Genomic DNA, 12,561 nt, shown 5'->3' with positions numbered 1-12,561 from the left:
ACCGGTTAACCCGCCTTAACCGGAACTGAGGCCTGCCCATGAAAACCCTGATCAAGCTGTCACTCGTCGCCACGCTTGCCTGCGCCCTGCCCGCGTGGGCCTGCACGCCAGAAGAAGCCGTGATCAAACGTGAACAATTGGCCAAGGAAGTCTCGAAGCTCACCGAACAGAACCCGGCCAAGGCCAAAGAGATCAATGCCGAGTTGCAGAAAATGGAACTCGGCACGGCCAGCGCTGATCTGCCTGACAAGTGCCAGTTAATCGACCAGCGCTTGAAAGAGCTGGGTACGGCAGAGAAAAAAGCCGAGAGCTGAAGACATAAAAAAACCGGACATCGTCCGGTTTTTTTGTGCGCGCCTCAAAGCTTACTCAGCTGCTGGCTCGGCCGGCTTGCGGCGCTTGAGCGGGGCCATGCCGTCGCTGCTCACCAATGAATCCGGCTTCGGACGGTTGGCGCTCTTGCGCTTGGTTGGCGTCTTGGCGGCTGTTTTCTTCTTGTCGCCCTTGACGTCGGTCTTTTTCTTTTTCACGCCAACGGCTTTGCCCGAAGCCTTGACCTTTTTCGGCCCGCCGTAGGTGCCTTTGACTTCCTTGACGGTGCGGCGCTCGAAGCTCTGCTTCAGGTAGCGCTCGATGCTCGACATCAGGTTCCAGTCGCCATGGCAGATCAGCGAGATCGCCAAGCCATCGTTACCGGCGCGGCCGGTACGACCGATGCGGTGCACGTACTCGTCGCCGCTGCGCGGCATGTCGAAGTTGATCACCATGTCCAGGCCATCGACGTCCAGACCGCGGGCCGCAACGTCGGTCGCAACCAGGATTTTCACACCGCCCTGCTTCAGGCGATCGATCGCCAGTTTGCGATCCTTCTGATCCTTCTCGCCGTGCAGCACGAACGCTTTGTATTCCTGCGCCACGAGGCGGCCGTAGATGCGGTCGGCCATGGCGCGGGTGTTGGTGAAGATGATGGCTTTCTGATAGGTCTCGTTGGCCAGCAGCCAGTTCACAATCTGCTCTTTGTGCTGATTGTGGTCGGCGGTGATGATTTGCTGACGAGTGGTCGAGTTCAGCTGGCTGACCGCATTGAGTTGCAAGTGCTCAGGGTTGTTCAGGACCTTGGCGATCATCTCGCGCAGGCCGGAACCACCGGTGGTGGCCGAGAACAGCATGGTTTGCTGACGGTTCACGCACTCGTCGACCAGACGCTGCACGTCTTCGGCGAAGCCCATGTCGAGCATGCGGTCGGCTTCGTCGAGCACCAGCACTTCGACTTCTTTCAAGTCGAGGTTGCCGGCGTTGAGTTGCTCGATCATCCGACCCGGCGTACCGATCAGGATGTCCGGCACCTTGCGCAACATCGCAGCCTGGACCTTGAAGTCTTCACCGCCTGTGATCAGGCCGGACTTGATGAAGGTGAACTGCGCAAAACGCTCAACTTCCTTCAGGGTCTGCTGGGCCAGCTCACGGGTCGGCAGCAGGATCAGGGTCTTGATGCTGACGCGGATCTTCGCCGGGCCGATCAGGCGATTGAGGATTGGCAGAACGAAAGCGGCGGTTTTGCCGCTACCGGTTTGCGCCGTCACCCGCAAATCACGCCCCTGGAGCGCCAGCGGGATGGCCGCGGCTTGCACTGGCGTTGGCTCGACAAATTTCAGCTCGGCCACGGCTTTAAGCAGGCGTTCGTGCAGGGCGAATTGGGAAAACACGGGTGCTACCTCGAAGATATGCAAAAAAACAGCTGCATAGGTTACCGGTTTCGAGCGCTCAGGCCGAGTTTCTTTGTGAAAACGAGCGCAATCAGTGGTTTTTTTGTTGCCCGATTTGTCTCCAATCGTAATACGCAGCGTCTTAAATGCTCTAATTACCCTCCCGCGCCTTTCGGAAGAACGTTTCGCTTATGGACATCAAACAGCTCTGGCTCAACGCTCAGGATCTTTGGGGCACGCTCGAAGAGCACCCGCTTCTGCAATCGGGGCTGGCGCTGCTGGTGCTGCTGGTGATCGCGCTGGTACTCGGACGAGTGGCGCGCTATCTGATCCTGCATGCCAGCCGCATGCTCGGTCGTCAGCCAGCCCTGCACTGGATCAACGACTTTCGTCACAACAAGGTTTTCCAACGACTGGCGCAAATGACGCCATCGCTGGTCATCCAGTTCGGCCTGCATCTGGTGCCGGAACTCAGCAAAACCTCGATGAATTTCCTCGGCAACGTGGCGCTGGCATTCACCATTCTGTTTCTGCTGCTGGCGGTCAGCGCCCTGCTCAATGCCTTGCTCGACATCTACGCGCGCACCGAGCATGCCCGCACGCGCTCGATCAAAGGCTACGTGCAACTGGCGAAAATGGTCTTGTACGTGTTCGGCGCGATTATCATTGTCGCCACGCTGATCGACCGTTCGCCATTGCTGCTGCTGTCGGGTCTGGGTGCGATGTCGGCTGTGATTCTGCTGGTCTACAAGGACACGCTGCTGTCATTCGTCGCCAGCGTGCAATTGACCAGCAACGACATGCTGCGGGTCGGCGACTGGATCGAGATGCCGCAAGTCGGCGCCGATGGCGATGTAGTCGACATCACCTTGCACACAGTCAAGGTGCAAAATTTCGACAAGACCATCGTTTCAATTCCGACCTGGCGTCTGATGTCCGAGTCGTTCAAGAACTGGCGCGGCATGCAGCAGTCCGGCGGACGGCGGATCAAGCGCAGCCTGTTCATCGACGCCAGTGGCGTGCGCTTCATCCGCGACGACGAAGAAGAAAAGCTCTCGCAAGTACACTTGCTCACCGACTACATGGGCCGCAAGAAAGCCGAACTCAAGGCCTGGAACGAGGCGCAGGGCAATGTCGCGGCGATGTCGGCCAACCGTCGACGCATGACCAACATCGGCACGTTTCGCGCCTATGCACTGGCTTATCTGAAAAGTCATCCGGAAATCCAGCCGAACATGACCTGCATGGTCCGTCAGATGCAGACCACCGCGCAGGGCATTCCGTTGGAAATCTACTGTTTCACCCGCACCACGGTGTGGGCCGATTACGAGCGGATACAGGGGGATATTTTCGATTACCTGCTGGCAGTGTTGCCGGAGTTTGGGTTGAGCCTGTATCAGCAGCCGAGTGGCGGGGATTTGCGGTCGGGGTTGTTGCCGGCGATGTTGGGCTCGGCGAGTATTCCGGAGCCTGAAAAACACCTGATGTAACCCAAAGATCAAATGTGGGAGCGAGCCTGCTCACGAATGCAATGTGTCAGTCGACCCATACTTATCTGACCCAACGCCTTCGCGAGCAGGCTCGCTCCCACAGGGTTATGCAGTGACCGGTTTTTTTCGGACGCCCAGTCTGCTGATCCACACAGCGGCCAGAATGACGCCGCCGCCGAGAAACAACCGCCCCAGTTCCTCATGCTGATTCCAGATCAGCAAATTCAGCAGCAACCCCACCGGCACGTGCAGGTTGTTCATCACCGCCAGCGTGCCGCCGTTGACCATGCACGCGCCCTTGTTCCACCAGTACAAACCCAACGCCGTCGAGACCAGCCCGAGGAACACCAGCACGCCCCACTGCAGCGGTGCTTCAGGCAGGAAGTTCGATTTGCCAAACAGCAGAAACGCCGGCAACACCACCGCCAGCGCGCCCAGGTAGAAGAAGCCGAATCGGCGGTAATGCGGCAGGTCGCTCGGGTGCTTCGCGACCAGATGCTTGTACATCACCTGGCCCGCCGCGTAGGTGAAGTTGGCCAGTTGCAGCAACAGGAAGCCCATGAAGAAGTCCGGGCTGATCTGGTCAAAACGGATCACCGCAGCACCACCCACCGCCACCAATGCCGCGACCAATGCCCACGGGTTGAAGCGACGATTCAACGCGTCTTCGATCAGCGTCACATGCAGCGGCGTGAGGATTGTGAACAGCAACACCTCCGGCACCGTCAGCACACGAAAACTCAGATACAGGCAGACGTAAGTCACACCAAACTGCAGCGCCCCGATCAGCAACATGCCACGCATGAACGCCGGCTCCACCGAACGCCAGCGCGTCAACGGGATAAACACCAGCCCCGCCAGCACCACGCGCACCAGCACCGCAAAGTAACTGTCGACATGCCCAGCGAGATATTCGCCGATCAGACTGAAGGAAAACGCCTGAATCAGCGTGACAAAAAGTAGATAGCCCATGCTCGCCTCTGTTTCGAATGGCGGCGACGATAGCGGGTTTTCACCCAGACTGCGAACCTTCAAACAACCGTAAATCCCAGACAAAAAAAAGCCCGATCTCGCTAAAGCGTTCAATCGGGCTACAGCACTCAGGAGCAAAAGTGCAAAGGGAGGTTCGATGCGCGTGGAACCTTGAAGGGGTTGCGCCAGGTCACTAGACCATCCAGCGATTATCTGGCGATTAACCGATCAAGCGACCTGGGACAGTTTGGCATTGGCCTGATTCAGGCCCTTCTCCTGGAAGTCGCCGCCCAGGTTCATGCCTTCGGCGTGAATGAAGGTCACATCATGGATGCCGATGAAACCCATCACCTGACGCAGGTACGGTTCCTGATGATCGGCCGGACCACCGGCGTAGATACCGCCGCGAGCGGTCAGCACGTAGGCACGCTTGCCGCTGAGCAGACCTTGCGGGCCGGTTTCGGTGTACTTGAAGGTCACGCCGGCACGCAGCACGTGGTCGAGCCAGGCTTTGAGGGTGCTCGGTATCGCAAAGTTGTACATCGGCGCGGCCATCACCAGCACGTCGGCGGCGAGCAATTCATCAGTCAACGCGTTGGAGCGATCCAGCGAAGATTGCTCGGCGTCGTTGCGCTGATCGGCAGGCTTCATCCAGCCACCCAGCAAATTGATGTCCAGGTGCGGCACCTGGTTGACGGCAAGGTCACGCACGGTGATCTGATCGGTGGGGTGCGCGGCTTTCCACTGGGCGATGAAGGTCTGGGTCAGTTGACGGGAAACCGAGTCTTGCTGACGGGCGCTGCTTTCGATGATCAGAACGCGGGACATGCTGTGTAGTCTCCATCCGAGAATGTTGTAAGTCGATGGAGTGAAGATTAAACAGAGTTGAATCGATGAAAAAGCGCAAATATCCGCTGTAACCCATCGATAAATTCGTTTATAAGCTAACGCATACCTTGTAGGAGTGAGCCTGCTCGCTCCTACAGGGGACTGTCGTTATTTCGGGGCGCAGGTCAGCTTGATGCGCAGCTTGATGATCTCGCGGGTGAACTTGGCCGTCGCGTTTTTATGCTTGCCCGCCGGGACATCGATGCTGCGAGTGCGTGGCGCCTCAGGGCCGTTACTGAATACAGCTTTGCAGGTCGCATCAACGTCGCCGTAGTTGGCTACCCGGATCGAGCCGATGTCGTTATCGGTGTCGAAGGTTTCGTAGTCGATCTTCAAGCCGTTGAGTTCTTTCTGCACATCGATCGGATAAGCAAACGCGGTCAACGGCAGCAGTGCAAGCACCACACAACAGAATTTTTTCATTCGGCAGTCTCCATGAGGGACAGCCAGCTTAGGACAAGAGGAGCTATTGATGAAAGCGCCCCGCGTGACCCTTGATCAATGGCGAACGTTGCAGGCCGTGGTCGACCACGGCGGATTCGCCCAGGCGGCCGAGGCCCTGCACCGTTCGCAATCGTCGGTGAGCTACACCGTTGCGCGCATGCAGGATCAGCTCGGCGTGCCGTTGTTACGCATCGACGGGCGCAAAGCCGTGCTCACCGAAGCCGGCGGCGTGCTGCTACGGCGCTCGCGGCAACTGGTGAAACAGGCCAGCCAGCTGGAAGACCTTGCCCATCACATGGAGCAAGGCTGGGAAGCCGAAGTGCGGCTGGTGGTGGACGCGGCCTACCCGAGCGCCCGCCTTGTCCGCGCCCTGACCGCGTTCATGCCGCAAAGCCGTGGCTGCCGGGTGCGTCTGCGCGAAGAAGTGCTGTCGGGTGTTGAAGAAGTGTTGCTTGAAGGCGTCGCCGATCTGGCGATCACCGGCCTGAGCATTCCCGGCTACCTCGGCGCGGAGTTGTGCGATGTCGAGTTCGTCGCCGTCGCCCACCCGGAACACTCACTGCATCGACTGAATCGCGACCTGAGCTTTCAAGACCTTGAGAACCAGATGCAAGTGGTCATCCGCGACTCCGGCCGCCAGCAGCCACGGGACGTCGGCTGGCTCGGCGCCGAGCAGCGCTGGACCGTCGGCAGCCTCGCCACCGCGGCCACGTTCGTCAGCAATGGCCTGGGCTTCGCCTGGCTACCGCGCCACATGATCGAGCGGGAATTGAAAGAAGGTTCGCTCAAACTGCTACCGTTGGATCAGGGTCGCAGCCGCAACTCGAACTTCTACCTGTATTCGAACAAGGAAAAACCCCTGGGCCCGGCCACGCAGATCCTCATCGAACTGCTGCGCGCCTTCGACACCTTGCCGCTGGACGCACCGTTCGCCGCCCCAGAACAAGCCTGACACGGAGTTCACCGATGGCGTATTTCGAGCACGAAGGTTGCAACCTGCACTACGAGGAATACGGCCACGGTACGCCGGTGCTGCTGGTTCACGGGCTCGGTTCGAGCACGCTGGACTGGGAAATGCAAATCCCGGCACTGGCCGCGCACTACCGGGTCATCGTCCCGGACATTCGCGGCCATGGTCGCTCGGACAAGCCCCGCGAGCCTTACAGCATCGCCGGTTTCAGCGATGACCTGCTAGCCCTGATCGAGCATTTGCAACTCGGCCCGGTGCATTACGTCGGCCTCTCGATGGGCGGGATGATCGGCTTTCAGCTCGCCGTCGATCAGCCGCAAGCGCTAAAGAGCCTGACCATCGTCAACAGTGCGCCTCAGGTCAAATTGCGCAGCCGCGATGACTATTGGCAGTGGTTCAAACGCTGGAGCCTGATGCGTATGCTCAGCCTCGAGACCATCGGCAAAGCCCTCGGCAGCAAACTGTTCCCTAAACCGGAACAGGCCGATCTGCGGCGCAAAATGACCGAACGCTGGGCAAGAAACGACAAACGTGCTTACCTCGCCAGCTTCGACGCGATCGTGGGCTGGGGCGTTCAGGAACGACTTTCCCGGGTTTCCTGTCCAACGCTCGTCATCAGCGCCGACCGTGACTACACACCGGTGGCATTGAAAGAAACCTATGTAAAACTGCTACCGGATGCGCGGCTGGTGGTGATCGCCGATTCGCGCCACGCCACCCCGCTCGATCAACCCGAACGCTTCAACCAAACGCTGCTGGCGTTCCTCGCCACAGCCGACCTTCAATCTCAGGATCTCTGACCCATGCTGAAAAAAATCGCCCTCGCCGCCGGCTCCGTACTGTTTGCCGCCAACCTGATGGCTGCCACCCCGGCCAAGGCGCCACACGTACTGCTGGACACCACCAACGGCCAGATTGAAATCGAACTGGACCCGGTCAAGGCGCCGATCAGTACCAAGAACTTCCTTGAGTACGTCGACAGTGGCTTCTACAACAACACCATTTTTCATCGCGTAATCCCGGGCTTCATGGCCCAGGGCGGCGGTTTCACCCAGCAGATGCAGCAGAAAGACACCAAGGCGCCGATCAAGAACGAAGCCAGCAACGGCCTGCACAACGTTCGCGGCACGCTGTCGATGGCGCGCACTTCCAACCCGGACTCGGCCACCAGCCAGTTCTTCATCAACGTGGCTGACAATGCCTTCCTCGACCCTGGCCGTGACGCCGGTTATGCGGTATTCGCCAAAGTGGTCAAGGGCATGGACGTCGTGGATGTCATCGTCAACTCGCAAACCACCACCAAAAGCGGCATGCAGAACGTGCCTGTCGACCCTGTGATCATCAAATCGGCCAAGCGCGTCGACTGAGTCTGCAGGGCATATCGAGCGGCGCCGGGGCTGACCCCGCGCCGCTCATGCTGATAAAAGGAGAGCCCGTGCCCCGGGCGATTATCTGATGCTCTATCGCCGTTTCGAACAACTGATCGACATATTCCGCGACGCTCCGACGGCTTCTCCGCCGGACCGTGTTCTCCCCTTCTATATCTATTACCTGAAACAGGTCTGGCCGAGCTTCGCTGCCCTGCTCGTCATCGGCCTGTTTGCCTCGCTGATCGAAGTGGCGCTGTTCAGTTACCTGAGCCGCATCATCGACCTTGCGCAAGGCACGCCCAACCCGAATTTCTTCAGCGACCACGCCCTCGAGTTGACGTGGATGCTGGTGGTCGCCCTGGTGCTGCGGCCAATTTTCTTTGCCCTGCATGACTTGCTGGTGCACCAGACCTTGAGCCCTGGCATGACCAGCATGATTCGCTGGCAGAACCACAGTTACGTGCTCAAGCAGAGCCTGAATTTCTTCCAGAACGACTTCGCCGGGCGCATCGCTCAACGCATCATGCAGACCGGCAACTCGCTACGCGATTCGGCCGTGCAGGCGGTCGATGCGCTGTGGCATGTGGTGATCTACGCGATCAGTTCGCTGGTGCTGTTTGCCGAGGCCGACTGGCGCCTGATGATCCCGCTGCTGACGTGGATCGCCGCCTACATTGGCGCACTCTGCTATTTCGTTCCGCGTGTGAAAGACCGTTCGGTGGAAGCGTCGGATGCACGCTCGAAACTGATGGGCCGAATCGTCGACGGCTACACCAACATCGCCACGCTGAAGCTCTTTGCCCACACCAACTTCGAGCAGCACTATGCCAAGGAGGCCATCGAAGAGCAGACCGTCAAGGCGCAAATGGCCGGCCGCGTCGTCACTAGCATGGACGTGGCGATTACCGCCATGAATGGCTTGTTGATCGTCGGCACTACGGCGCTGGCGCTGTGGTTGTGGACGCAATCGCTGATCACGGTCGGTGCGATCGCCCTGGCGACGGGATTGGTGATCCGGATCGTCAACATGTCCGGCTGGATCATGTGGGTGGTCACCGGCATTTTCGAAAACATCGGCATGGTTCAGGATGGCTTGCGCACGATTTCGCAGCCGGTCAGCGTCACCGATCAGGCGCAGGCCAAACCGCTGGCGGTGGCCTCGGGCGAAGTGCGTTTCGAGCACGTGGATTTTCACTACGGCAAGAAGAAAGGCATCATCGGCGATCTCAACCTGACCATCAAACCGGGCGAGAAAATCGGTTTGATCGGGCCTTCCGGTGCGGGTAAATCGACCTTGGTCAACCTGCTGCTGCGCCTGTATGACGTCGAGGGCGGACGCATTCTGATCGACGGGCAGAACATCGCCGAAGTCGGTCAGGAAAGCCTGCGTGCGCGGATCGGGATGATCACTCAGGACACCTCCCTGCTGCACCGCTCGATCCGCGACAACCTGCTTTACGGCAAGCCTGACGCGACCGACGCAGAACTCTGGGACGCGGTACACAAGGCCCGCGCCGATGAGTTCATTCCGTTGCTGTCGGACGCCGAAGGGCGCACCGGGTTCGATGCGCATGTGGGCGAGCGTGGCGTCAAGCTGTCCGGCGGTCAGCGCCAGCGGATTGCGATTGCGCGGGTACTGCTCAAAGACGCACCGATCCTGATTATGGACGAAGCGACCTCGGCACTGGATTCGGAGGTGGAAGCGGCGATTCAGGAAAGCCTCGAAACGCTGATGCAGGGCAAAACCGTGATCGCGATCGCTCACCGACTCTCGACCATTGCGCGCATGGATCGGCTGGTGGTGCTGGAAAACGGCAAGATCGCCGAGAGCGGCACCCACGCCGAGCTGCTGGCCCATCGTGGCTTGTACGCCCGATTGTGGGCGCACCAGACGGGCGGATTTGTCGGTATCGATTGATCGCGCGACATGATCGTTCCCATGCTCTGCGTGGGAACGATCATGGTCAGGTTTGGCGGTAGGGCAACGCGGTCCGGGCTTCTTCGGCATAGGCCAAAACGCCGGCGCGCTCTTGCTGGAGGAAATCTTTCACCGCCGCTTTCAACCCTGGATGGCGCAGGTAGTGCCACGAGTGGGTGATGACCGGTTCAAACCCGCGTATCAACTTATGCTCGCCCTGGGCGCCGGCATCAAAGCGCTGGATGCCCTGGGCAATCGCATAGTCCATGCCCTGATAAAAACACGTCTCGAAATGCAGCCGATCAAACTCGGCCAGACAGCCCCAGTAACGCCCGTAGAAACTGTCGCCACCGACCAGGCTGAACGCCATCGCCACCGGCCGTGAAGCCTGTTTGGCCAACACGACTCGAATCGCCTCTGGCATGCGCTCGGCCAACAGACTGAAGAATTCTCGCGTCAGGTACGGCGCCTGGCGACGCACGGCGTAGGTATTGGCGTAGCAGGCGTAGACAAAGTCCCATTGCGCCTCGTCCAGTTCACGGCCTTCCAGCCATTCGAATTCGAAACCCTGCGCGGCGACTTGCTCGCGCTCCTTACGCATCTGTTTACGCTTGCGTGAGCTGAGAGCATCGAGGAAGTCCTGAAAATCGCGATAGCCGCGATTCTGCCAGTGGTACTGGCAACCGATGCGCTGCAGCCAGCCCGGCTGTTCAGCCATCGCCGCGTCGGTAAACGGGTCGGTGAAATTGATGTGCGCGCTGGAGAGCCCTTCGACTTCCAGATACCCGGGCAGGCTCCTGAGCAGCTCGAAACCGTCTTCCACTTTTGCCGCCAGCAAGCGTGGTCCGCTGACCGGACTGAAAGGCACGGCCGTCAGCAGCTTGGGATAGTAATCAATGCCAGCACGGGCACAGGCGTCGGCCCAGCCATGGTCAAACACGTACTCGCCGTAGGAATGCCATTTGCGATAACCGGGCAGCGCGGCGATCAGTCGATCATCTTCGATGTGCAGCAAATGCTCGGGCTGCCAACCCGAATGAGGACCCACGCTGCCGCTGTCTTCCAGCGCACCGAGAAAGGCATGGCGCAGAAAGGGCTGATTGTCCGGCACCAGTGCATCCCATTTTGCCGGGGCGATCTCCGAGAGGTTTTGCAGGCGTTGCAACGGCATCCACTGACACTCCACAGCTTGGCGACAAAGCCCGGCGAGTATCGCTTATCGCGGCCCGTTGCACACGCGCAATCGGGCGACAGCGCTCTGGATCAATAGTTCACGCGTGCCACACACCGTCATTAACCTGCCATCACTGTGCCACCGCTCTGTCATAAACGATCGCGATACTGGCGCCTGTTTTTAGAGCGCCGGGTTCTAGCCCGGACACAGTTTTCCGACCTTCGTGTCGGTTGTGCCCAGGATGGTTCAGCCATCCCCTTTCATCTTCGGAGATTGCTATGCGTCTTGCTTCCACGAAAACTGCAGCGGCCCTGTGCGGCGGCTTGTTGCTGGCCATGAGCGTTCCGGCCAGTGCTGCAGTCGACGCCAAACTGCTCGACATGCTCAAGGCCAACGGGTCGATTTCCCAGGCCCAGTACATCGAGCTGCAAACAGAGCTGGCCAAGGATCAGAAAGATCAGCAAATCGCCCGCCAGGCGCAGCAGGAAACCAACGAACAAGTGGCGGCGGTCGCGAAGAAGACCAACGAACAAAGCGTGTTCGATCAGAAACTGGCCTGGGCGGCCAAGACCCAGTTCAAGGGCGACGTGCGCATCCGTCAGGAAACCATCAAGATCGACGGCGAACCCAACAACGGCGGCCGCGACAAGGATCGCCAGCGTATCCGTGCCCGTCTGGGCGCCTACACCGAGATCAATCCGCAAGTCGACACCGGCATCCGTATCGCCACCGGCGGCGGCGACGATGCCCGTTCCACCAACCAGGACCAGGACAACTACTTCGACAAGAAGCAGATCTGGCTCGACCTGGGTTACATCGACTATCACCCTGACCAGATCAAGAACCTGCACATCATTGGCGGCAAGATGCTGCAACCCTGGGTCAGCATGGGCGACGTAATCTGGGATAGCGACATCAACCCGGAAGGTCTGGCCGTTACCTACAAATACCCACTGGGCAGCAGCGCCGAGCTGTTCGGTAGCCTGGGTAACTACAACCTCAAGGACAACGTTGACGGCGACGGTGTGCAGTTCCGCCACGACCTGCGTCTGACCGCCGGCCAGTTGGGCAGCCGCTTCACCATTACCGACAACCTGAAATTGACTCTGGGCGGCAGCGTCTACGCTTACCAGAATGACGAAGACAGCCGTTGCACCGGCACCTCGACTCCGTGCGCACTGGCAGTCAACGGCAACTCGGCCAACAACGAATTCCGTCTGTATGAAGGGTTCAGCCAGGTCGACATCGGCGGCCTGCCAATGCCACTGTCGTTCTACGGCCAGTACGTGAAGAACAACGATGCCGTGACCGATCAGGACACTGCCTGGTTGCTCGGTGCGAAGTCGAAAGTTTTCGGGTTCAACCTCGACTACAACTATCGTGACGTGCAGCGCAACGCGGTGGTCGGCGCCTTCACCGACTCCGACTTCGCCAACGGCACCACCGGTTCGCGCGGGCACAAGTTCAAGGTCGGTTACGATATCGACAAGAACTTCGCCGTCGGCGCCACGTACTTCCTGACCAAGGCCGATTACGCCAGCCGTGGTCAGCGCGATGCGGACGCCAATACACTGCAGCTGGATGCGGAAGCGAAGTTCTAAGAAGGGCAGCTACAAGCTGCAAGCAGCC

General features: G+C 59.4%; 12 protein-coding genes. 7 read left to right on the top strand and 5 right to left on the bottom strand.

What is annotated here, in order from left to right; all coding sequences use genetic code 11:
• Nucleotides 1-38: 38 nt before the first annotated feature.
• Complete coding sequence (locus HU727_RS00765) at nt 39-314, top strand: hypothetical protein (protein WP_186532135.1); 276 nt, start codon at nt 39-41, stop codon at nt 312-314.
• 51 nt (nt 315-365) lie between these two features.
• On the opposite strand, the gene HU727_RS00760 is transcribed toward HU727_RS00765, so the two are convergent.
• Nucleotides 366-1,706: a DEAD/DEAH box helicase gene (locus HU727_RS00760; RefSeq protein WP_186532136.1), complete on the bottom strand. Its 1,341-nt coding sequence runs from the start codon at nt 1,704-1,706 to the stop codon at nt 366-368.
• 191 nt (nt 1,707-1,897) lie between these two features.
• On the opposite strand from HU727_RS00760, the gene HU727_RS00755 reads away from it, so the two are divergent.
• Nucleotides 1,898-3,196 (top strand): mechanosensitive ion channel family protein, encoded by a 1,299-nt coding sequence (locus HU727_RS00755; RefSeq protein ID WP_186532137.1) that lies wholly within the window; start codon nt 1,898-1,900, stop codon nt 3,194-3,196.
• Between the two features lie 105 nt (nt 3,197-3,301).
• Here HU727_RS00755 and HU727_RS00750 read toward each other — a convergent pair whose 3' ends face one another.
• From HU727_RS00750 to HU727_RS00740, 3 genes are all read right to left on the bottom strand, one after another.
• A complete protein-coding gene (locus HU727_RS00750) occupies nt 3,302-4,168 on the bottom strand; it encodes a carboxylate/amino acid/amine transporter (protein WP_186532138.1) in 867 nt (288 codons plus the stop codon).
• Between the two features lie 228 nt (nt 4,169-4,396).
• The gene (locus HU727_RS00745) at nt 4,397-4,996 is read right to left on the bottom strand and encodes an FMN-dependent NADH-azoreductase (RefSeq protein ID WP_186532139.1); all 600 of its coding nucleotides are present in this window, start codon (nt 4,994-4,996) and stop codon (nt 4,397-4,399) included.
• Between the two features lie 168 nt (nt 4,997-5,164).
• On the bottom strand, nt 5,165-5,479 hold the full coding sequence (locus HU727_RS00740; protein ID WP_186532140.1) for a 3-phosphoglycerate kinase: 315 nt from the start codon (nt 5,477-5,479) through the stop codon (nt 5,165-5,167).
• 49 nt (nt 5,480-5,528) lie between these two features.
• Between HU727_RS00740 and HU727_RS00735 the strand changes: the two genes are divergently transcribed.
• The 4 genes from HU727_RS00735 (at nt 5,529) to HU727_RS00720 (ending at nt 9,758) form a co-directional block, all read left to right on the top strand.
• Nucleotides 5,529-6,452, top strand: a complete 924-nt coding sequence (locus HU727_RS00735) for a PA3225 family LysR-type transcriptional regulator (protein WP_186532141.1) — start codon at nt 5,529-5,531, stop codon at nt 6,450-6,452.
• A gap of 14 nt (nt 6,453-6,466) precedes the next feature.
• Nucleotides 6,467-7,270, top strand: a complete 804-nt coding sequence (locus tag HU727_RS00730; protein ID WP_186532142.1) for an alpha/beta fold hydrolase — start codon at nt 6,467-6,469, stop codon at nt 7,268-7,270.
• Nucleotides 7,271-7,273: 3 nt separating this feature from the next.
• On the top strand, nt 7,274-7,837 hold the full coding sequence (locus tag HU727_RS00725; RefSeq protein ID WP_186532143.1) for a peptidylprolyl isomerase: 564 nt from the start codon (nt 7,274-7,276) through the stop codon (nt 7,835-7,837).
• Between the two features lie 88 nt (nt 7,838-7,925).
• A complete protein-coding gene (locus HU727_RS00720; RefSeq protein WP_186532144.1) occupies nt 7,926-9,758 on the top strand; it encodes an ABC transporter ATP-binding protein in 1,833 nt (610 codons plus the stop codon).
• Between the two features lie 46 nt (nt 9,759-9,804).
• Here HU727_RS00720 and HU727_RS00715 read toward each other — a convergent pair whose 3' ends face one another.
• The gene (locus tag HU727_RS00715; RefSeq protein ID WP_186532145.1) at nt 9,805-10,929 is read right to left on the bottom strand and encodes a GNAT family N-acetyltransferase; all 1,125 of its coding nucleotides are present in this window, start codon (nt 10,927-10,929) and stop codon (nt 9,805-9,807) included.
• Between the two features lie 281 nt (nt 10,930-11,210).
• On the opposite strand from HU727_RS00715, the gene HU727_RS00710 reads away from it, so the two are divergent.
• Entirely contained in the window at nt 11,211-12,533 is a 1,323-nt protein-coding gene (locus HU727_RS00710; RefSeq protein ID WP_186532146.1) for a putative porin, read from the top strand.
• Nucleotides 12,534-12,561 lie beyond the last annotated feature (28 nt).

The organism is Pseudomonas khorasanensis, from assembly GCF_014268505.2.
Taxonomy (GTDB): domain Bacteria; phylum Pseudomonadota; class Gammaproteobacteria; order Pseudomonadales; family Pseudomonadaceae; genus Aquipseudomonas; species Aquipseudomonas khorasanensis.
This window is presented reverse-complemented; position numbering and strand designations above follow the sequence as displayed.

Excerpts from the sequence above, each read along its gene's own strand:
- HU727_RS00765 (WP_186532135.1), top strand. The coding sequence starts at position 39 with ATGAAAACCCTGATCAAGCTGTCACTCGTCGCCACGCTTGCCTGCGCC.
- HU727_RS00755 (WP_186532137.1), top strand. The coding sequence starts at position 1,898 with ATGGACATCAAACAGCTCTGGCTCAACGCTCAGGATCTTTGGGGCACG.
- HU727_RS00750 (WP_186532138.1), bottom strand. The coding sequence starts at position 4,168 with ATGGGCTATCTACTTTTTGTCACGCTGATTCAGGCGTTTTCCTTCAGT.
- HU727_RS00745 (WP_186532139.1), bottom strand. The coding sequence starts at position 4,996 with ATGTCCCGCGTTCTGATCATCGAAAGCAGCGCCCGTCAGCAAGACTCG.
- HU727_RS00740 (WP_186532140.1), bottom strand. The coding sequence starts at position 5,479 with ATGAAAAAATTCTGTTGTGTGGTGCTTGCACTGCTGCCGTTGACCGCG.
- HU727_RS00735 (WP_186532141.1), top strand. The coding sequence starts at position 5,529 with ATGAAAGCGCCCCGCGTGACCCTTGATCAATGGCGAACGTTGCAGGCC.
- HU727_RS00730 (WP_186532142.1), top strand. The coding sequence starts at position 6,467 with ATGGCGTATTTCGAGCACGAAGGTTGCAACCTGCACTACGAGGAATAC.
- HU727_RS00725 (WP_186532143.1), top strand. The coding sequence starts at position 7,274 with ATGCTGAAAAAAATCGCCCTCGCCGCCGGCTCCGTACTGTTTGCCGCC.
- HU727_RS00720 (WP_186532144.1), top strand. The coding sequence starts at position 7,926 with ATGCTCTATCGCCGTTTCGAACAACTGATCGACATATTCCGCGACGCT.
- HU727_RS00715 (WP_186532145.1), bottom strand. The coding sequence starts at position 10,929 with ATGCCGTTGCAACGCCTGCAAAACCTCTCGGAGATCGCCCCGGCAAAA.
- HU727_RS00710 (WP_186532146.1), top strand. The coding sequence starts at position 11,211 with ATGCGTCTTGCTTCCACGAAAACTGCAGCGGCCCTGTGCGGCGGCTTG.